Annotated in this window: 20 protein-coding genes and 3 pseudogenes; 8 read left to right on the forward strand and 15 right to left on the reverse strand. The window is 59.6% G+C overall.

The window, feature by feature from the left end; all coding sequences use genetic code 11:
* Positions 1-130: 130 nt before the first annotated feature.
* Together HP546_RS11430 and HP546_RS11435 are read right to left on the reverse strand one after the other, a co-directional pair.
* On the reverse strand, positions 131-1,018 hold the full coding sequence (locus tag HP546_RS11430) for an alpha/beta hydrolase (RefSeq protein ID WP_172224631.1): 888 nt from the start codon (positions 1,016-1,018) through the stop codon (positions 131-133).
* A 152-nt stretch (positions 1,019-1,170) separates the two neighbouring features.
* Positions 1,171-1,674, reverse strand: a complete 504-nt coding sequence (locus HP546_RS11435) for a CinA family protein (protein WP_172224634.1) — start codon at positions 1,672-1,674, stop codon at positions 1,171-1,173.
* A 183-nt stretch (positions 1,675-1,857) separates the two neighbouring features.
* Between HP546_RS11435 and HP546_RS11440 the strand changes: the two genes are divergently transcribed.
* Positions 1,858-2,019 (forward strand): hypothetical protein, encoded by a 162-nt coding sequence (locus HP546_RS11440; RefSeq protein WP_172224637.1) that lies wholly within the window; start codon positions 1,858-1,860, stop codon positions 2,017-2,019.
* A gap of 102 nt (positions 2,020-2,121) precedes the next feature.
* On the opposite strand, the gene HP546_RS11445 is transcribed toward HP546_RS11440, so the two are convergent.
* Positions 2,122-2,661, reverse strand: a complete 540-nt coding sequence (locus HP546_RS11445; protein ID WP_172224640.1) for a type 1 glutamine amidotransferase domain-containing protein — start codon at positions 2,659-2,661, stop codon at positions 2,122-2,124.
* Positions 2,662-2,865: 204 nt separating this feature from the next.
* Here HP546_RS11445 and HP546_RS31355 point away from each other — a divergent pair, with 204 nt between their 5' ends.
* Positions 2,866-3,156, forward strand: a complete 291-nt coding sequence (locus HP546_RS31355; protein WP_256676303.1) for a hypothetical protein — start codon at positions 2,866-2,868, stop codon at positions 3,154-3,156.
* A gap of 243 nt (positions 3,157-3,399) precedes the next feature.
* On the opposite strand, the gene HP546_RS11455 is transcribed toward HP546_RS31355, so the two are convergent.
* The 5 genes and pseudogenes from HP546_RS11455 to HP546_RS11475 form a co-directional block, all read right to left on the reverse strand.
* Complete coding sequence (locus HP546_RS11455) at positions 3,400-3,759, reverse strand: cupin domain-containing protein (RefSeq protein WP_172224646.1); 360 nt, start codon at positions 3,757-3,759, stop codon at positions 3,400-3,402.
* Positions 3,756-4,349, reverse strand: coding sequence for a GNAT family N-acetyltransferase (locus HP546_RS11460; protein WP_172224649.1), 594 nt, complete (start codon positions 4,347-4,349; stop codon positions 3,756-3,758). Before HP546_RS11460 ends, HP546_RS11455 begins: the two co-directional genes overlap by 4 nt.
* A gap of 180 nt (positions 4,350-4,529) precedes the next feature.
* Positions 4,530-4,604, reverse strand: a pseudogene (locus tag HP546_RS31790) (hypothetical protein); the annotation flags it as partial.
* Positions 4,605-4,765: 161 nt separating this feature from the next.
* A complete protein-coding gene (locus HP546_RS11470; RefSeq protein ID WP_172224652.1) occupies positions 4,766-5,191 on the reverse strand; it encodes a potassium channel family protein in 426 nt (141 codons plus the stop codon).
* A 323-nt stretch (positions 5,192-5,514) separates the two neighbouring features.
* Positions 5,515-6,798, reverse strand: coding sequence for a DUF2254 domain-containing protein (locus HP546_RS11475; protein ID WP_172224685.1), 1,284 nt, complete (start codon positions 6,796-6,798; stop codon positions 5,515-5,517).
* A gap of 144 nt (positions 6,799-6,942) precedes the next feature.
* On the opposite strand from HP546_RS11475, the pseudogene HP546_RS11480 reads away from it, so the two are divergent.
* Positions 6,943-7,038 (forward strand): annotated as a pseudogene (locus HP546_RS11480) (BCCT family transporter); the annotation flags it as partial.
* Between the two features lie 81 nt (positions 7,039-7,119).
* On the opposite strand, the gene HP546_RS11485 reads toward HP546_RS11480, so the two are convergent.
* From HP546_RS11485 to HP546_RS11510, 7 genes and pseudogenes are all read right to left on the reverse strand, one after another.
* Positions 7,120-7,536 carry a DUF1850 domain-containing protein gene (locus HP546_RS11485; protein ID WP_172224655.1) on the reverse strand — a complete coding sequence of 139 codons (417 nt, stop codon included), beginning with the start codon at positions 7,534-7,536 and terminating at the stop codon, positions 7,120-7,122.
* Positions 7,533-9,560: a TRAP transporter permease gene (locus HP546_RS11490; RefSeq protein ID WP_172224658.1), complete on the reverse strand. Its 2,028-nt coding sequence runs from the start codon at positions 9,558-9,560 to the stop codon at positions 7,533-7,535. The genes HP546_RS11485 and HP546_RS11490 overlap by 4 nt, the downstream gene beginning before the upstream one ends.
* Positions 9,561-9,587: 27 nt before the next feature.
* The gene (locus HP546_RS11495) at positions 9,588-10,538 is read right to left on the reverse strand and encodes a TAXI family TRAP transporter solute-binding subunit (protein WP_172224661.1); all 951 of its coding nucleotides are present in this window, start codon (positions 10,536-10,538) and stop codon (positions 9,588-9,590) included.
* Positions 10,539-10,642: 104 nt separating this feature from the next.
* Entirely contained in the window at positions 10,643-12,097 is a 1,455-nt protein-coding gene (locus HP546_RS11500) for a TrkH family potassium uptake protein (protein WP_172224664.1), read from the reverse strand.
* Positions 12,098-12,248: 151 nt separating this feature from the next.
* Positions 12,249-12,466: pseudogene (locus HP546_RS31105) on the reverse strand (IclR family transcriptional regulator C-terminal domain-containing protein); the annotation flags it as partial.
* 99 nt (positions 12,467-12,565) lie between these two features.
* Entirely contained in the window at positions 12,566-13,231 is a 666-nt protein-coding gene (locus tag HP546_RS11505) for an RraA family protein (RefSeq protein ID WP_172224667.1), read from the reverse strand.
* Between the two features lie 89 nt (positions 13,232-13,320).
* Complete coding sequence (locus HP546_RS11510; protein ID WP_172224670.1) at positions 13,321-14,220, reverse strand: LysR family transcriptional regulator; 900 nt, start codon at positions 14,218-14,220, stop codon at positions 13,321-13,323.
* Positions 14,221-14,371: 151 nt separating this feature from the next.
* Here HP546_RS11510 and HP546_RS11515 point away from each other — a divergent pair, with 151 nt between their 5' ends.
* The 5 genes from HP546_RS11515 to HP546_RS11535 all read left to right on the forward strand — a co-directional run.
* Positions 14,372-15,721 (forward strand): MFS transporter, encoded by a 1,350-nt coding sequence (locus HP546_RS11515; protein ID WP_172224673.1) that lies wholly within the window; start codon positions 14,372-14,374, stop codon positions 15,719-15,721.
* 51 nt (positions 15,722-15,772) lie between these two features.
* Positions 15,773-16,435: an RraA family protein gene (locus tag HP546_RS11520; protein ID WP_172224676.1), complete on the forward strand. Its 663-nt coding sequence runs from the start codon at positions 15,773-15,775 to the stop codon at positions 16,433-16,435.
* Positions 16,436-16,731: 296 nt separating this feature from the next.
* Positions 16,732-17,844: an MFS transporter gene (locus tag HP546_RS11525; RefSeq protein ID WP_172224679.1), complete on the forward strand. Its 1,113-nt coding sequence runs from the start codon at positions 16,732-16,734 to the stop codon at positions 17,842-17,844.
* A gap of 27 nt (positions 17,845-17,871) precedes the next feature.
* Positions 17,872-18,528, forward strand: a complete 657-nt coding sequence (locus HP546_RS11530; RefSeq protein ID WP_172224682.1) for an alpha/beta hydrolase — start codon at positions 17,872-17,874, stop codon at positions 18,526-18,528.
* Between the two features lie 126 nt (positions 18,529-18,654).
* Positions 18,655-18,929: MFS transporter (locus HP546_RS11535; RefSeq protein WP_372242426.1), on the forward strand; the 275-nt coding region annotated here is incomplete at its 3' end.

Here is an 18,929-nt window from a genome sequence, read left to right on the forward strand (position 1 = left end):
CGCTGGCGAGGATCGCCAGAGTCCCAATACCTCAGCAGGACCCGGTTACCGGGGCTGACGGCGCCCTGACAAGACACTGGCGGTGATCAGATGCCAGCGCGTGAGCACGCTTCAGGATCAACGCAGTGCCTCATCTGTCGTTAGAAATTCCCGAGGCTGGATCCTGCCCATGAATGAACGCCATCACCTCATCCAGGACCGGCGCCAGCCCTCGCATAGGGCGGGAGAATGCTGCGATCAATGTCCCGTGGCCCGGCCTGGAGAAATAGAGCTCGCGCACGGGCACACCTTGTTCGCGCAAACGTCGGGCCATGCCCCCCGTGTTACGCTCGGGGTTGACCAGCTTATCGTCCTTTGCCGCTATCAAAAGCGCCGGGGGCGATGCGGCGCTGATGTGGTTGATCGGTTGGGAGTCGGGTGGCGAATTCGGAAAGAAGAAAATCGGTTTAACCTCCGGGTTTTCGATGGGCAGAAAGTCGTAAGGCCCGGCCAGGCCGATCCAGCCGCTAAGCACCGAAGGCTGCATATCCACGGCTGCCAGCCATTTGGGGTCTAGCGCAATCATCGCTGCGTTGTAGCCGCCTGCGCTATGGCCCATCACATAGAGTCGCGCTGGATCGCCGCCGTACTGGCGGATGTGTTCGCGCGTCCAGCCAACCACTCGCGCACTGTCGTCGAGAAAGCCCTGATAGTGCACCTGGGGATAAAGCCGGTAATCAGCGAGCACCGCTACGATACCGCGTGCTGCCAGCGCCTCGCCGACAAAGCGGTAGTCACTGCGTGAACCGCTGTTCCAGCTGCCTCCATAAAAGAACACCACCACCGGCACATCGGCTGCGCGGTTGACCGGCGTGTAAACATCCAGCCGGTTGCGCGGATCCTTGCCGTACTTCAGGTCAGATACCTTGTGGTAAGTGCCTGCGGGGGTGAGCAGGTTTAACACGTTCAGTGGTGAACAACCCAGCAAAAGCCCCAGCAGCCCGCCGACAACCCACACGCGTAGAGCTATCTTGATCATGGCTCGCTCTCTGAGACGGTATGCATTCAGGACTGCGAGCTTGAGTAACAATTCAGGACGCTTTGCCGCGTTTCCATTCGTTCACTCATGTGATCAGCTCGCTTTCCTGGATGTTTGCAATAGGGCCTGGAATCGAGGCGTCGAATTGTGCCTCAGACGTGCTCGCCGCGCAGCCAGCGCTGGTGATAGTGGGAAAGGCGAGTCAGTCCGAACAGTGCACCCTCACGCATGACATCTGCCCGTTCGCCAAAAAAGCGTTGAGTGCGCGTAAAGACGGCAACGGGCTCGCCGGCAAAGGCCCAGGCAAAGCACATGGTGCCTGGAGGTATGCCGGATTCAGGCGCGGGCCCGGCGATTCCAGTAGTGGCAATCACCACATTGGCATCGCTGTCTCTCAAGGCACCCAAGGCCATTTCCCATGCGACTGCCTCGCTGGTAAGGCCATATCGCTCGATGGTCTCGGGGCTGACGCCCAGCAGGCGCTTCTTGGCACTGGGCGAATACACCACATAACCACTTTCCAATACTTCCCCAGTACCGGGCACCGCTGCCAGCAGCGCCACCATGCAGCCCGCAGTGCATGACTCGGCTGTGGTCAGGATCAAGTGGTTGTCTTTGAGGTAGCCGAGCGCGGCCAACACAGGTTCGGTTGCCATGGGAGAATCTACTCGCTAGTTGTTTCCGGTGGACGCAATCCAGCGGTAATTGGTTCATCACACCTTGCGCCCGACCATCTCCCATTGGCATCTCGCCTGAACTTCGCGCTGCGCGCTGGCTTCCTATGCCTATAAGGGGCAAGCCAGGCGCCACCCGACCACAGTAAGGGGCAGGAGATCAGCATGAACAGAGAAGACCAGGCCAATTCGCGCAAGCCGCAAGCGCCGACCAGATCCAAAGGGGAGGAGGAGCGCGACAATGATGCCCATCGTCCTGATGGTTCTACCGGTACTTCCCATGACTCCACCGCGCAGAAAACGGCACGTGACAAAGGGCATGAATGAACTGGAAAAAACCCGATAACGCAGGGGTCAGGCTCGCCGATTGGCGAGCCTGTCTTTATCAGAAAATCGGCTTGCCGCGCATGGCACTGATATAGCTGGCTTTCATCGCGCTAAAGCCTTGATCAGCTGCTCATTGAATGCCGGAATGTCATCCGGTTGGCGGCTGGTGATCAGGTTGCCATCGACCACCACCTGTTCGTCGACCCATTGGCCACCGGCATTGCGAATATCGTCCTGCAGTGTCTTGTAGCTGGTCATGCGTTTGCCGCTGACCAGGCCGCTCGATACCAGCAGCCAGGCACCATGGCAGATTACTGCCAGCGGCTTGCCCGCCGCGTCATGACTCTTCACCAGTTGCTGCGCGGCGGGGATGATACGAATAGTGTCGGAATTCTGCACGCCGCCCGGCAGTACCAAGGCATCGTAGAGATCGAGTCCGGCACCTTCGAAGGTTGCATCTACAGGGAATTCGTCTGCCGGCTTGTCGTGGTTCCAGCCGCGCACAGTACCCTCTTTCTCGCTGAGGATATCGACCACGGCGCCGCTACTTTTCAATGCCTCCAGCGGCCCAGTCAGTTCCACCTGTTCAAACCCATCCGTGACCAGGAAGGCCACGCGCTTGCCATTCAGTTGAGCACTCATCGTCTGATCTCCGTTAACGTCAAACCTCCAATTGGGGCTGTTGCCTGGCCTGGAAAGTTCCTCGGTAATGCCGGACCGCCAAGCGTTCGCCAGGCTTCATACATAATCAGCCGCCATAATCCGCCCGCCGGTGATTGCGTTGCCGCTTCGCTGCGCTATGGTGAGAGCACCCCACAAATAAGACTAAAGTCGTAGGAGGTCGGCATGCGGATACGCGGTGATGTGTTTTGGAAATGGGCAGATCCAACGCTCCATCACAGGTCTCACGACGAAACACTGGATGATGGCACCACCATGGATATCCAGGTGCGACTGTCGCGCACCGGCAATACCCAGTTGTTCATCGGGGTGTATGCCGGGGCGGGGATGGCGCTCCATGAAGAAGCGTTCGACTCCCGGCCTGGCGAGTCGATGACCAGGGCATTGGCATGGGGGGTAGGGCGCGCCAGGTGTCTGGCCACCCATCAAATGCCTTTCGAGCGGCAAGTAGCGTAATCGCTCTGCGCTCTCAGTGATGGCGGCGGCAACCTGGCCGCCACTGATATTGGCCAGCGCCGTCTCGCTGTAGCCCGAGCGGCCGCTGGGCCAACGTCTTGATGAAGAGGTTCCAGCTGGAGTCCTGCAACCGCGCATCGACAAAGCTGTCCTTGCGCAATGGCCGGGTGAAGGCAAGTTTCCGATCACTACGGCATCATGCAAACCGTCATCGCCTTGTGCTCCATGAAACGAACCCCGTACCTAGTTCGCGGGCAACAAGATCACGAAGTTCTTTTTCATGTCTTCCAGCACGGTCCATTTGCCCTTGGCGCCCGGTTCGATAATGAACGTGTCGCCAGCGGCCAGTGTGACGGGGGCGCAACCCTCCAGCTCGATGACGCAGCATCCACTCAGGACGTGGCAGAACTCCCAAACTTTATAATCGATGCGCCACGCTCCAGTGCTGGCTTCCCATTCTCCGGAAATGCGACCTTGCTGTTCATCGTGATAATACTTGGACGTCAGCGTGTGAGGGGTGCCCTCCACCACTTCTTCAAAAAAGGGCAGGTCGCGCACCGGTTGAATATCCAGTTCGCGGAACACGGTCAGTTTCTTGATCATGGTTTTTTCTCGAGCAGGTTGTGGGTAGGGCGGTACATCAAATAAGCCTCACCGGTTACGCCCAGCATCGGGTGCGGAACGATCTGGCAGGTTTTAACAATCTCAAAACCGTGCCGTTCGTAGAAGCGGCGCGCACCGTGGTTTTCTGCATAATCGATCAGGCACAGCCCATGCAGTCCACTGTCCTCAGCGCGCTGCTGGGCGTGGCGAAGAAACTGGACGCCCAGCCCCTGGCTGCGCCAGTCCTCATCCAGGGCCAGGCTGGATATGTACAACGTATCGGGTATTTCCATGTCGGAATAGGGCGCGAGGACCGGGTCGGTCTCGACAGGCCTGTCAGGAATCGCGCGCAAGGCGTAGCTATGCATCATGCCGATGACGCGCCCTTCAAAAGTGGCCATCAGGCAGTTCTTGTAGGAAAAGTCGCCCTGCTCCCTGGCGTAGCGAGACGTACCGATACTCAGCAATGCTTCTCCAGGTGCGGCGAGCTTGCTCCATATGTAATCGGCCATGCCCTCCGAAGTCAGTTGAAAGAAGCGCGCGATATCATGCGCGTCCGAGGCTTGAGCGGGCCTGAAGTCGATAGGCATGTGTAGTGTTCCCAGGGGGATAGGGTGGTTAGTCTTGAAGGGCTACGCCTTTGACAGGGCGGTAGGTTAGGCGGTTTGCACGGTTCCCATCATGCTCTGGGCGAACACCGTCGGCACGGCGTGCGACATGCGTGAAGTGGCTCGGTGCAGTAACGCCACGAACTTCTCCGTAGTACCCTCGGGATCCATCACGGCATCTGGGCCCGACAGATTGATTGCAGCCGTTACTTTTCCCCTGTGATCTCTGATAGCCATGGCAATCGCGGTCTGGCTATCTCATCGCAGACGCCATCGTCGATCACCTCCTCATGTAGGGCTCGCGCGGCGGCCAGGAATCCACCCAGGGTGATAGGCTGCCTGCCGGTTCTGGTCGACCGTCATCAACTGGTCGAGCATGGCTTCATCGGGCTCCTTCTTCATTTGGTTTTCCAGTACTTCTGCATTTCCAGAAAAAGGAACGAGGCGGTCCAGGTGATCAGCACCAGGCCCGTCAGCGCCTGCAGGCCGGTGAGGTATTTGAGGTGGCCGGTGGGGACGATGTCGCCGAAGCCTATGGTGGTGTAGGTGGTGAAGGAAAAATACACGCAGTCCAGAAAGCTCCCGTCGAAATTTCCGCTGAGCGTCCCCCAGCCCTCGGCATGGGCCATCAGGTAATAAGCCAGGGCGAAGCACCAGACTTCCACGGCATGGGCCAGCAACGCGCCCAACACCCCCGCGACGATACGGAACCGGTTCCACAGCCTCAGGCGTGGTAGCCAGTCGTTCAAGCGCAGCAGGCATTCGTAGTGGATGACCACCACCAGGATAACGATCAACATATTGATCAGTGTGACAGTGAGCATCATCGTTACTCGGGACGGGGTCGCAGGGTCAATGCTAGCTCACGCCTGGCACCGACCAGGCTGCACGCTCGACGACATCGCGCTGGCGCGGCAAGTGGCTGGGAATCGTGTCATCCGCTCCGATTGGCTCGGTGATTGGCGAACAAATAAGCGCAGTGCGGTTTCGCAGCGCCGAACACCGCCAGCACATGGGTTAACGTACCTAACGGGTCAACCAGTCATTCGGCTAAGTCGCCCATTTCGGTACGGGTCGCCGCCTACCAGCATTATCGCTGTGATCTTTGGTGAGGTTCGACGACTCAGAGAATTGGGTTTACCCTGACTCAGTGCACCCCTATTAGTTCGACAGCAAGAGCGCGGAGAGCGTCCTTGTCCTGTTGAATCAAAAGTCCACTGTCCGCGTGTTCAAGCAATCGCTTGGCATGCCGGCTGCTTGAGGATTGAAAAACACGGGGGTTAATCTGCGCCAAGCAGGTAAGCGCTTTGATCAAGCGCACGTTCACTTCTTGCAGAGCGGCGCCGTCCCTGCTGATCGGTGCAAAGAAATCATCGAACAAATCATCTACCCTCAGGGTGCGAACATGTACCTGCGCGCATTCGCTAGCCTGGCTCTGTGTGACAGCCTGCAGTCTGCCCCAACACGTGAGGGATCGAATGCCACGGCCAATGATGTCGATCGCCGTACCTGGATCGTTCACTGCCGGAGACAGCGCCCGCGAGGCGATCTCCGACAGCACTGAAAGCCCGAAACGCGGGTCGTGTTCGAAGGTTCTTCTGAGCCCGATGGTCAAGGCTGCGATAATCTCGAGGTCCAGTGCATCATCGACATCGGCCGGCTCACCGTTCAAAGCCAGGACTCTTGCCAACACCATTCCCTCATGAACGAAGGCCCCTGGCAGGACTTCAACATAAATACGGACCTTGGCGTCGGTTGCAATCTTGCCCAGAGAGAGAACATCGATGTGCTGTACATACCCCGTTTCACTGCTTCTCAAGGCATGTGTAGATTCAGGTAGTACGAAGCTGTCAGGGTAGGCCGCGCCGCCCAGGTGGGGATGCTCGACACGCTGCTGGATGGCTTTGATTACTGCCCTTTCGACACGATCGATCGTTTCGCCCACGCGCCCTAGTTTGGAAAGATGATCAATCCAGCGCAGCAACGTGTAAATGATCAGGATCACGACTGCAATCGTAACGGTGAAAAGCAGCACGCGACCTTGGGTACCGTAGGCGCCAGTGCTCAGTGCAATGATACCGACGAGACTGAACAGAAACGACCCGATAAAAGTGGCCAGCGCGTTCTGGGTCGTCGCGTCCTCCATGACCAGCGAAGTGGCACGTGGGGTTACCCCACTGCTGGCGGCACTATAGGCCGACACCATGGTGCTCAGCGAGAACGTTGTCACAGCAAGCATGCTTGACGCGATGATGCCCAGTATCTTGTCAACTGCGTCCGCGCCGATGCGCGCAGGCAAAGTGGCCGGCACCGCATCCTTGAATACCACGGCCAGAAGCGCTGTCACCACCCCCAGTAGCGAGAAGAGTGTCGCTCTGAACCAGAGGCGTTTGGCAATCCTCGTAGCCAACCAATGCCACCGAGCTATCATTAAGGTCTCCTTCGCCGAGGGAACAGTCCGACGCTTTGGCGTACTGCCAGAGTAGCCTTTTTCACGTGCAGGCTGCTTGAGCTTCAGCTTGCTCCACACACCCCAGGCCAAGCCAAGCGCGGCCGCGATCACCGAAGCCGATAGCACTTCCCGTTCTCCAGCGTCGTTTCGTTGATCGCGATGCTGATGGTTGTGGTGTTTTTTGTGACGTCGGCGGACTCCGGTGCGCTGGTAGTGGATAACATCCTGGATCAGTACGAGCGCCACCTGCATTACTTGCACGTGGTGTGCTGAAATGGATTCGGTCCTGGTCTGGTGCAGTCAGGGCAGGGCGGTTCGCCTGCTGTCCAAGGGCGGACTTTCACAGGACCAGAAGTCTACGGCAGCAATGCGTTCGCTCGGCGGTCCTAACCAATAGGACAGCGGCTGGCACCAATCTGTCGTGCAGACTTGGTAGTCGCCAGCCTCGGGCGTCCGCCCAGCGTGCAAAGGCTGCAGCGGTGGTAAGTCGCGATGATAATGCCAAGTTCCGTCGCGCAGTTGAGCGTCGTCCGGAATTTCCATGCCGGCTCCGCTGCCTTTGACGCGGGCCTCTACCAGCAACAGGCCAGCCTGGGTCACGTGGTAATCCTCTTCCCAGCGGAGCTTTTCGATACTGTGCTGCCAGGCCAGAGTAAAATCCTGTAGTGGCAGGCTGGCCCAGACCACGCCGGCCAGCCCAAGACAAAGGCTGGTCATGCGGGCTGCCCAGAGGCTGGCCGACTTCGCCAGTAGTGCCAACCCAGCACTGCCGTACCCAACGCAAAACCGGCCTCATCACTGATGGGCGCGGCGAGTATCAACGACACACCAGCAGCGAACGCCAATAGACGCTCCCACCCGGGCATGGGTGCCCGCAAATGCCCAATCGACGCACATCCCCAAAGGACTATCGCGAACACGGCTTTGATCACCATGTACAGCGTGGCGCCCAGGCTTTCGCCTTGCATCATCAACGCCGGGTCATACACCGCCATGAAGGGCACCACGAAGCCGGCCAAGGCAATGCGCACTGCCCAGAAGCTGATCAACAGCCCCTTTTCCTTGGCAATCGGGGCGGCGGCAAAGCACGCCAAAGCCACTGGCGGTGTCAGGTCGGCCAGGATGCCGAAATAGAACACGAACATGTGCGAGACGATCAGCGGTACCCCAAGTTCCAACAGTGCGGGGGCGGCAATGGAACTGGTGATGATGTAGTTGGGGATGGTCGGGATACCCATACCCAGCACCAGGCAGGTGAGCATGGTCAATACCAGCGAGAGGAACAGGTTGTCTCGCCCCAGGTCAAGAATGTATCCGGCAAACGTGGTGGCCAGGCCGGTCAGCGAAATGATGCCGATAATGACGCCGACCAGCGCACAGGCAATACCCACCGGCACCGCATGACGGGCGCCTTCCGCAAGGGCCATGACGCATGCGCGCAGGGTGGCGCGACCGCCTTGGACGAAGCAGCACGCAATGGCCAAACAGGCAATGACCAGTAGGATCACGCCGATCCCCATGCGGAAAAAACCAGAGCACAGTATCCCCAGCGCAACCCAGAAGGCCGCTCGCAACCATGTCTGGTGGGCGCGCAGGATGATGGCCGAGCCAAGGATGACGATCGCGGTCAGGGCCAGGCCGACCATTCCTGAAAACAAAGGCGTTCGTCCGGAAAACAACAGCGCGACCAGGACCATCAGCGGTACCAGCAGAAACCAACGTTGTCGCAACGCGTCCCAGGCACTCGGGCATTGCTCACGAGGCAAACCATGCAGATGGCTGCGCCGAGCCTCCAGGTGAACCATCCAGTAGACCGAGCCAAAGTACAGCAATGCCGGGATGAGTGCGGCTTTCGCTACCTCGGCATAAGGCACGTTGATCGTCTCGGCCATGATGAACGCTACCGCGCCCATCACCGGTGGCATCAGCTGGCTGCCCATGCTTGAGGTCGCCTCGACGCCACCGGCGAATGCAGCTTTGTAGCCGAAGCGCTTCATCAGCGGAATGGTGAATTGCCCGGTGGTGACGACGTTGGCCACGCCTGAGCCGGTAATGGTCCCCATCAGTGCTGAGGAAAACACCGATACCTTGGCCGGCCCCCCGCTTCTATGGCCGAACAGCCCCATGGCGAAATCGGTAAACAGACGAATCATGCCCGCTTGTTCAAGGAAGGCACCGAACAAAATGAACAGGTAAATGTAAGTGGCTGAGACGTAGGTGGGTGTGCCATACAGCCCCTCGGTGCCGAAGGCCAACTGATTGACGATCTGATCGAGGCCGTAGCCTCGATGCGCAAGTTCTCCTGGCAAGTATTGACCGAGCAACCCGTAGGCCAGAAACAGGGCGCAAATGATGGGCAACGCTATGCCCATGACTCGCCGCGCTGCCTCAAAGACCAAACCAGTCAGCAACAGGCCCGCGGCCAGGTCACTGCTCGTCAGCTCACCGGAGCGTTGAATCAGGTCGCCTTCGAAGTGCCACTGGTAGGCGGCAGTCGCCATTCCCGCAAGCCCCAGCAGCCAACCGAGAGGTTGCCACGGCCGACGGTGACCCACGAACGAATAGCTCAGGTACACCACCAGCAACAGGAACCCCAGGTGTACTGCACGCAGTACTTGGGTAGAAATCAGGGGGAAGGCCGCTGTGGCGATCTGGAACACCGAAAAGGCCAGCGCCACGGCAAAAAGCGTGGCAGGCCAACGATCGGTGCTGGCGTGAAGACCTTGTTGGGTATCACTCATGCGCTGCTCCATGGCTTGAGGATGTCATCAGGGGAGCAGGTTTTTCTCCTTGAAGTACCTTTCTGCTCCAGGATGTAACGGAATGGGCAGGTTCTTGGCCGCATTCTCGGTCTGGATATCTTTCGCTGCAGCGTGGGCCGTGACCAGGCGTGGAAGATTCTCGAAGATCAGCTTGGTCATCTGATAGGCCAGGTCATCGCTGATATCGGCGCGGGTCACGAGGATGTTGGTGATCGCGGCAGTCGATACGTCTGCACTCTGGCCATCATAGGTGTTGGCAGGAATGGTGGCGGGCTGGTAGGCGTTGTTGCCGATCTTGGTCACGACGTCAGCCGGGACAGGCACGAACACGACTGGCAAGGTAGCGGCCAAATCACGGATAGCCGCTTGACCGAGCCCTGAGGACTGGAGCGTGGCGTCAAGTTGACGGTTTTTGATCAGTTCGACGGACTCCGCATAGGGCAGGTACTCGACTTTCCCCATGTCTTGGTAGGTAAGCCCTGCGGCTTTGAAGATGGCGCGTGCATTCAGCTCTGTGCCGGACTTGGGCGCTCCAACCGAGACGCGCTTGCCCTTGAGGTCCGCCAGGGATGTGATCCCCGACTCCTTGCTGGCGACGATCTGGATGTAGTTGGGGTAGGTGCCGGCGATGGCCCGGAGTTTCTTCAAGGGCGTTTTGAATCCAGCCTCTGCGTCGCCCTTCCAGGCATCCGCCACCGAGTCCCCAAGCGCGAATGCCAACTCCCCTCGACCGGCTTGTAGCAGGTTGAGGTTCTCGACCGACGCCTTGGTGGCTTGCACGGAGGTCTTGCTGCCCTCGATGCCATGGCTGTAGAGCTGTGAGATGCCTACACCTATCGGGTAATAGACACCGCTGGTGCCGCCTGTGAGGATGTTGATGAAAGTCGGTGCGGCCTGGGCAGCAGCACAGACAGCAAACAAGGTGCTGGCCAAAGCCAGGCGAAGGGCTCGGTTCATGGCGTCGTTCTCCGCTTGTTGTTGTTCTTCCTGCGCCAGTAAACCTAGAACGAATATGCAGCCTCTGCCCAATTTTATGGCTGATTGTTTGTATGACGTCTGCTCTAGAATCGCCAGAAAGCTGGCGAGACGAGTACCAGCACGGTGAGGATTTCGAGCCGTCCAAGCAGCATGCCGACCGTCAGCAACCATTTCGCAGCGTCCGGCAACGAGGCGAAATTACCTGCTGGACCGATAAGTGTACCCAGACCTGGTCCAACGTTGCACACGGCGGTAGCGGCTCCGCTCAACGCCGTCGTCCAGTCGAGCCCTAGCAGAGAGAGGCCAAGGGCAATGACCGCGATGGTGACTGAGAAGAAGAACGAGAACGTCAACAGTGAGCGCACGATCTCTTCATCGATGGGGTGCCCATTGTATTTCTTCGAGATCATTGCCCGTGGATGGATCAACTGTTTCAGGCTGCTGACTAGCAAGGCCGCGGCCACCTGGAAACGGAATATTTTCAAACCGCCGGCAGTAGAGCCCGAGCAGCCACCGACGAACGTCAGGTAAAAGAACAGCATGATGGCGAAGCTGCCCCAGAGCGTGTAATCACCCACGGCGACGCCCGTGGTGGTCACCACCGAGGTCACATTGACCGCAGTGATACGAAACGCATCCCACCAGGGCAGGTCGCTGTGCCAGCAGAGCCAGGTTCCGACCGTGAGCCAAACGAAGACTAGAAAACCCAGGAAACCACGAACTTGATGGTCCTTGAGCAGGATGCGTCGATGGCCACGCAGCGTGGCGACATACAGGGTGAAGGGCAGGCTGCCGAGAATCATGATGACCACGGCCACCCAATGCACCGCAGGCTGCACCCAATGACCTAGCGAGGCATCCGAGGTAGAGAAGCCGCCGGTTGAAATCAGCGACATCGAATGATTGATGGCTTCGAACGGGGTCATACCGGCAGCCCACAACGCCCCTGTCCCCAGTGCTGTCAGGGCCAGGTAGACCAGCAGGATCATCTTGGCTGCCACATGTGAACGCGGCGTCACTTTGTCGGACCAGTCCGAAGACTCGGTCTGGAACAGGCGCATGCCGCCCACGCGCAGCAGTGGCAGGATCGCCACGGCCATGCCGATAAAGCCGATGCCCCCCAGCCAGTGCAGCAAAGAACGCCAGATCAGCAGCCCCGGCGATGCACTGTCCAGGCCGGTCAGCACCGTCGAGCCGGTGGTGGTGATTCCCGACATGGTTTCGAAGAACGCATCCGTGTAACTGATGTGCCGAATGAACACCATCGGTAGGGCCGCACATGCGCACACGATGACCCAGCTTGCCGTCGTGAGGAAATACATGTCCCTGGCCCGCAACTGCGGTGTGTCCGGGATGCCGCGAGCTACCATGACCAGGCCGGCGCACAGAATGATGAGGCTCGACCAGGCGAAAGCGCCGAGGTCGTCGCTGCGGTCATACAACAGCAGCGTCAGCATCGGGATCACCATGCTGACGGCCAGAGTAATCAGGAATACACCAATGATGAAGGCGATGAAACGCAATGCTGGAAGCGGCATTGAGTAAGCTCGTTAGGACAGTGCCGGCAGTATTGCCTGCTGTCCGGAAATGTCGAGTAAAAATGGCGTAAAGTCGTGGGATGGAATTGGCTGTCTGGTGCGTGCTGCCTATGACACAAGGTTTCCACGGTCCTGCCACACGATCCAGTCATCAGTCTTTGACATATTCCAGTTCGGCGCTGATCTTTCCGCTGCATTCCCGCTGTAACGCCACGAACTTCTCCGTAGTACCCTCGGGACCCATCACGGCATCTGGGCCCGACAGATTGATTGCAGCCGTTACTTTTCCCTGTGATCTTTGATAGCCATGGCAATCGTGGTCGAGTAATCCGGACGATGCAGCACCCATCCCCGCGCTCTATCACCCTCAGAGGCAGCGAATCTCTTTAGCTTCCTGACAAGTCTGGAATAAGCAGTGACCGTGGCGGTCAGACGGTCCGCCACGGGAGGGCTGATCGATAGCGGGTTTCAATCCGCCAACCCGGCCTTTTCCAGCACCTTGTCCAGCCAGGATTGATCCACAGCTCCAGTGGCGATTTCAGCCTTTACCCGCTCTTCATGGGCTTGATGAGCATGGGCCTGAGCCAGCACCTGCTCGGCTGCCGCGAGGGGGAACGCCACGACGCCATCCTCGTCACCGACGATGATGTCACCCGGGTTCACCAGCATGCCGCCAACCGACACCGGTACGTTGATTTCGCCTGGGCCAGTCTTGTAAGGGCCGCAATGCACGACACCCCGTGCGTAACAGGGGCTCGAACGGAATGAATCCACATCACGAATCGCGCCGTCGACGATGAACCCCACACAGCCGCGTTGTTCGGCGTAGAGCTTGATGAGCTCGCCGATCACCGCATTGTTGGTGTCACCCTGGGCGTCGATCACCAATACGTGACCCGGCTCGAGCAAGGTCAGGGCCTTGTAGATATAGAGATTGTCACCGGGCCGGGTCTTGATGGTCAGTGCGGTACCCACCAGTTTGCCCGTTGTGTTGTAGCGGGTCAGGCCTCGGGCACCAATGTGGCGGCCGAGGTTGTCGCTGATGTGCGGGGTGACCACCGAAGCGAAAGCTTCGATGACTGACGCGGGGGCCAGAGCAGGTGAAGCGAGGATGCGGGACCCGGGTAATAACATGTTCAATCTCCTGTTCAAGGGGTATGCGCCGATGTTAGGAGAGAACAGGCTTTGCTTTTAGCGATATTTTTTTATCAGAAATCATCGCCTCAAGTGATGATTAGCTGGTTGAAATTACAGGTTTGCTGGGCGAGACGGGCCACTTCGACCGTCAGCCCCTGGTAGCGGTCGGCCCTGTGAACGCAGACGTAGTTGATGGCTGGCAATGGCTGCTGCGTGTGGATCACCTTCAAGCGCTCCTGGGTGATAAGCGTGCCCATGCAGGCGAGCGGCAGGTAGCTGATGCCCACACCTGAGATGGTCAGGCCGACCTGCGCCACGAGGTAGTTGCTGGTCAGGGTCTTGCCAAGGCGAATGTCGTGTTCTGCCAGCCAGCGCTCGTAGGTCAGGCCGGTCCCTGAGCTGCCGCCCTGCGTCAATACGGTGAAGTTCGCCAGCGCATTCAGGCTGATGGCGCCGTCGCCTGGATACAAGGCGGGTGCACACATCCAGGCGTTCTCTACGGCCTTCAAGGGCGTGCTGATGAAGCGCGGATCGTGAAAGATGTCAGGCACGACGATGAGGTCCATCTCATCGTTTTCCAGCCGCCGCAACAGGTCGGTGCTGAGTTCGATGGAAGGCTCGAGGTCGACCCGTGGGTAGGTCTGATGTATGCGCTCGACCAGCGAGGGTAGCCAGGTGAGCGCGGTGAGTTCCGTCACCCCAAGGCGAAACCGCCTGATCAGGGTTTCCTTCGAGCTGATGCGTTCGAGCAAGTCGTCACGCTGGCGCAGCATGTCCACCGCGCAGCCATGCAGTTCGATACCCTTTTGCGTAAGCCGGGCAGTGCGCTTGGAGCGATCGAAGATCGATACGCCGAAGGCATCCTCCAACTCCTGGACTCGTTTGGAAATCGCCGACTGCGACATGTTCAGTTTGGTGGCGGCGGCCTCGAAACTGCCCAGCTCGACAATCCAGTAAATGGCTTCGATCTGCTTCAGGGTGATCACGTTTATTACCTCCGCAGGGCTGCTGTCTAGGGCGAGTGGGATTCAGACTGTCCACCAAAAGCGATGATTTGAGTTGAGTTTTTGTCGCTTTTTTTCTTGTATCACCGTGCCTAGATTACCCGCGAATTACAACAACAAGGGTGTGCACATTATGTTGACCGCTGAAATAGTCCATGCCAAAGGGCGCAGCAGCTACCGCTGGATCGTTGCCGGGATGATTTTTTCCATCTACACCATCGCAGCGGCGGACAGGGCCAATCTCGGTGTCGCGCTGCCGTTCATCCGGCAGGAATTCGAGATGAGCAACGCCCAGGCCGGCGGCCTCATGAGCCTATTCCTGCTGGCCTACGCACTGGCCCAGATCCCGGCCGGTTTGGCGTTCAGCAAATACGGCGTAAGCCGAATCCTGCCCGGCGCAATGATCATGACCTCGGCGCTGACCGGCCTGGTCGGCACGGCAGGCTCGCTGTTGGCATTGAAACTCTATCGCCTGGGCCTGGGGGTGGCGGAGGGCCCGTTACCGATCAGCATGACGACCACCATCAACAACTGGTTCCCGCCCCGGGAAAAAGGCATCGCCTCGGGCATCTTTCTGTCTGCCGTGAAGTTCGGCCCAGTCATCGTCCCGCCCCTGTGCGCCGTGATCATTTCGGTGTGGGGCTGGCGCGAGGTGTTCTACTTCTTTGCCGTACCCGGGATCCTGCTGTCAATCGCCTGGTACTTCATGGTTGCCGATCACCCCTCCAGGAGCCGCTTCGTTAACCAGGCCGAGTTGGACTACATCAGCGAGCCGGCAGGGACCGGCGGCACCGGAACCGCGGCAAGCAATACCGGGCGACCTGAAGTACGCAGCTTTGCTCGGCTGGATGCCTTCATTCGTCGACGCGAAATACCGCAGCTTGAAACCCGTCGCCAGGTGTTCGGCTCCTGGCAGATATGGGGCAGCGCGCTGAGCTACTGCTTCCAGCTGGGCGTGTCCAGCGTGCTGCTGGCCTGGATCCCGACTTATCTGATGACCGTCAAGGGCTTCTCGGTAATGAACATGGGCCTGGTCTCGGCAGCGCCTTGGGTCGGCGCCGTGTTGGGCAACCTGCTGGGTGGCTACTGCTCGGACCGCTTGCTGGCCGGACGGCGCAAGCCCGGGATGCTGCTGTCGGCCCTGGGTACCTCGGTGATGATGTACCTGTTGATCAACTCGCCTGCCGACCCATTGGCCTATGGGCTGCTGCTGATGGCCACGGGTGTGGTGCTGAGCCTGGGCTTTTCGTCCTATATGGTTTACCCCATGGCGCTGGCCAGCAAGCAGACCTTCCCGATTGCCAATGCCATCGTCAACATGGTTGGCCAGTTGGGCGCCGCAGCCACGCCATTCCTGACCGGTCTATTGCTCGACAGCTACGGCTGGAGCTACGTCTTCTCCTACCTGGCGATCGGTTCGTTCGTCAGTTTCGTGTTGCTGCTGACCATTATCGAGCCGGTCCCCAGAACGGCTGAGTCCTGAGGTCTTGCGCTGCACAATCTTTTATTTGATCACCGTACCAAGGAGCTGCTGATGAATACCGAAGACAAAGAACTGGTTGCGCTGTTCGAGGGCCTCGATACCCCCGGCGTATCGGATGCCATGGACAAGCTGGGCCTGCCAGGGCACTGTTTTGGCGTGATGCCGCTGGCCGATTACAAGCAAGTCGTGGTCGGCCCTGCATTCACCGTCCGCTATGTGTCCGCTAGCGTACCTCCCGGTACCGTGGGTGACTTCATCGAAGAGGTGAGCGAAGGCGATGTGGTGGTGATCGACAATGACGGCCGCACCGATTGCACCGTCTGGGGCGACATCATGACCCAGTACGCCGGCTCGCGAAAGATCGCCGCGACAGTGATCGATGGCGTCTGCCGCGATGTCAGCAAGGCTCTGGGTGACGGCTACCCGCTGTTCACCAAGGGCCGTTTCATGCGTACCGGCAAGGACCGGGTCGAGGTTGGCGCGGTCAACGAGCCGGTGTCCATCGGTCAGGCGCGGGTCTGCGCTCGGGATATCATCGTGGCCGACGCCAATGGCGTAGTGGTGGTGCCACGCGGGCGTGCCGGTGATGTCGCCCAGCTTGCCCGCCAGATCGAAGCCGTGGAGGCCGATATCCGCGCCGCCATCAGCCAGGGCAAGACCTTGAAGCAGGCCCGCGAGGACCTCGGTTACCACACCCTGCAGCGCAAAGGTTAAGCGCCTTTGGCAGGCCCGCTTCGCGCGAAGCGGGCCTGCTGGATTGGCCGCTATTGAACGCCGCATCACCGCTCTTTCCGGCATGGCTGAAATGCCCGGATTCAATAGCAGCCGTTTGCCCATACCATTAGACTTGCGCAGCCGCACTATGCGTTTTGCGCGCATCAGTGCCCCTCTACACGTTGGCGACGGTAAGCACCGACGTCGATCTCCTGCGCACATGAAGGCCGTTTGTGAACGCTGCTCTATGTCTCCCCGGACCCATCGGCATCCTTTGCCTGGGGGTACTCCAGATCATGGTCTGGGGTGGGTCTTTCTTTCTTCTGGCAGTCATGGGCGAGCCGATCCTGCGCGAGACCGGGTGGGATGGCCATTGGGTCTACGGCGCGCTGTCGCTGGGCTTGATGGTGTCTGCACTGCTGGCGCCACTGTCGAGCCGCTTGGTCGCGCGCTACGGTGGGCGCCGGCAGTTGGCCGCGAGTGGAGTCGTGGTGGGGGCGGGGCTGTTGCTCGTCGCCAACGCACACAGCCTGCAAGTGTTCCTGCTGGCCTGGGTGGTGATTGGCGTCGGCATGGCCATTGGTCTTTACGAAGCCCTGTTTGCCACCCTCGGCGCCTTGTATGCCGAGCGGGCGGGCAGGGCGATCACTGGCATCACCTTGATTTCCGGTTTTGCCACCACGATCACTTGGCCGCTGGTGGCGTACGCCATCGACCAGTTCGGCTGGCGGGTCACCTGTACCGCCTATGCACTTATGCTGATTGTCGCGGTCGCGCCGCTTTACCTCTGGGTACTGCCTGCGGGCCCGCACGGGGCCACAAGCAAGCCTGTGGCGGCGGCGACCGACGTCAGCGTCGACCGGCGTTTGTACCTGTTGCTCATGTGGATCTTCGCGTTCGGTGCGATCATCATGACCGCTGTTTCGGTGCAACTGGTGGCAGTGCTGCAGGGGTTGGGCCATAGCCTGGCCACGGCAATCGCGCTGAGTGCGCTATTGGGGCCCAGCCAAGTGGCTTCGCGCGTGCTGCAGATCGTCGCCCGCAAACGACACCCGATCTGGACCGCCCTGGTGTCTTCAGTATTAGTGGCGGTGGGCGTGGCACTGGTTGCCCTGGCGCCTGGCGCAACGGCACTGGGGTTGTTGCTCTACGGCTGCGGCAACGGCCTGCGGGCCATCGTCCGGGGTTTGCTGCCTCTGGCGCTGCTGCCGCCGGCGCAGTACGTGGCGCTGATGGGCAAGATGTCGCGGCCTTCGCTGATCGGTCAGGCGCTGACGCCGCTGGTCGGTGGCTACCTGCTTCAGCAGTTTGGCGCCATGGCTGTGCTGGCAACACTCGCTGCCTTGGCCGTCGTCAATGTCGTGCTGGTGCTGCTGGTCATGCGCTCACTGCCGGGCCGGCCCGTGTGAACGCCAACCATCGAGGAGACAATTGCAATGTCACAATTGGACCGTGAAGAGCTGCTGATCGATGGCCCAGTGGGCAAGCTCCACCTGCTGCTCGATCATCCATCAACCTCAGCGAAGGGGGTGGCTATTGTTAGCCATCCGCAACCACTGTTGGGCGGCAGCCCCCGGCACATCGTGCCAGTGACCCTTGCCCGGCAGTTGTGTGCCAGCGGCTGGCTGGTGGTGCGGCCGAGTTTTCGTGGGGTGGGGTCAAGCGAGGGCAGTCATGATGGCGGCATCGGCGAGACTGCGGACAGCCAGTCGGTGCTCAAGCACATGGCTGGAATCATGCCAGGGCGGCCCATCGCCTTGATCGGTTTCTCTTTCGGCGCCCATGTGTTCGCAAGGCTGGCCTGCGCATCGGTCGGAGAGTTCGACGCCTTGGCCCTGCTGGGGCTGCCGGTCGGCGATGTACCGGGGGGCCGCCATTACCCGGCGCCGGACCTGCCCGACGATTGCCTGCTGGTGCACGGCGAGTGTGACCAGATGGCGCCCCTGGTCAGCCTGATGGACTGGGCCGCTGGCGAGCACCGCCGCGTATCGGTGTACGCCGGCGCCGACCACTTCTTCAAAGGCTGCCTGAGCCGGGTCGCAGAAGAAGTCTGCCGCTATCTGCAGGACAAACTGCCCGAAAGCCCGGTGTAGATGGCCATGCCTGCCAGGCATAGCTGTTAGACCCGAGGCGCCTCTTCCCCCAAAACGAAGCTATGCAAAGCTGTACCCGAGTTGGCACAAAAATAACAACAAGGGTAAGCGATCATGAATGCAGACATGAGCACGGCACGTCCGTTGACGCGCAAAGAGCGTACAACCGCAATTGTGGGCGTGTGTTCCGGCAACCTGGTGGAGTGGTACGACTTCTTCATCTATGCCTACACCTCCATCTACTTCGCATCACTGTTCTTCCCCGCTGGCGACCAGACCAGCCAGCTGCTGGCGACGGCCGGCATCTTTGCCGTCGGCTTTTTCATGCGCCCGCTGGGCGGCTGGATCTTCGGCTATATCGCCGATACCCGGGGGCGCAAGATCTCGATGATCATCTCGGT

It is taken from the genome of Pseudomonas sp. CM25, assembly GCF_013179705.1.
Taxonomy (GTDB): domain Bacteria; phylum Pseudomonadota; class Gammaproteobacteria; order Pseudomonadales; family Pseudomonadaceae; genus Aquipseudomonas.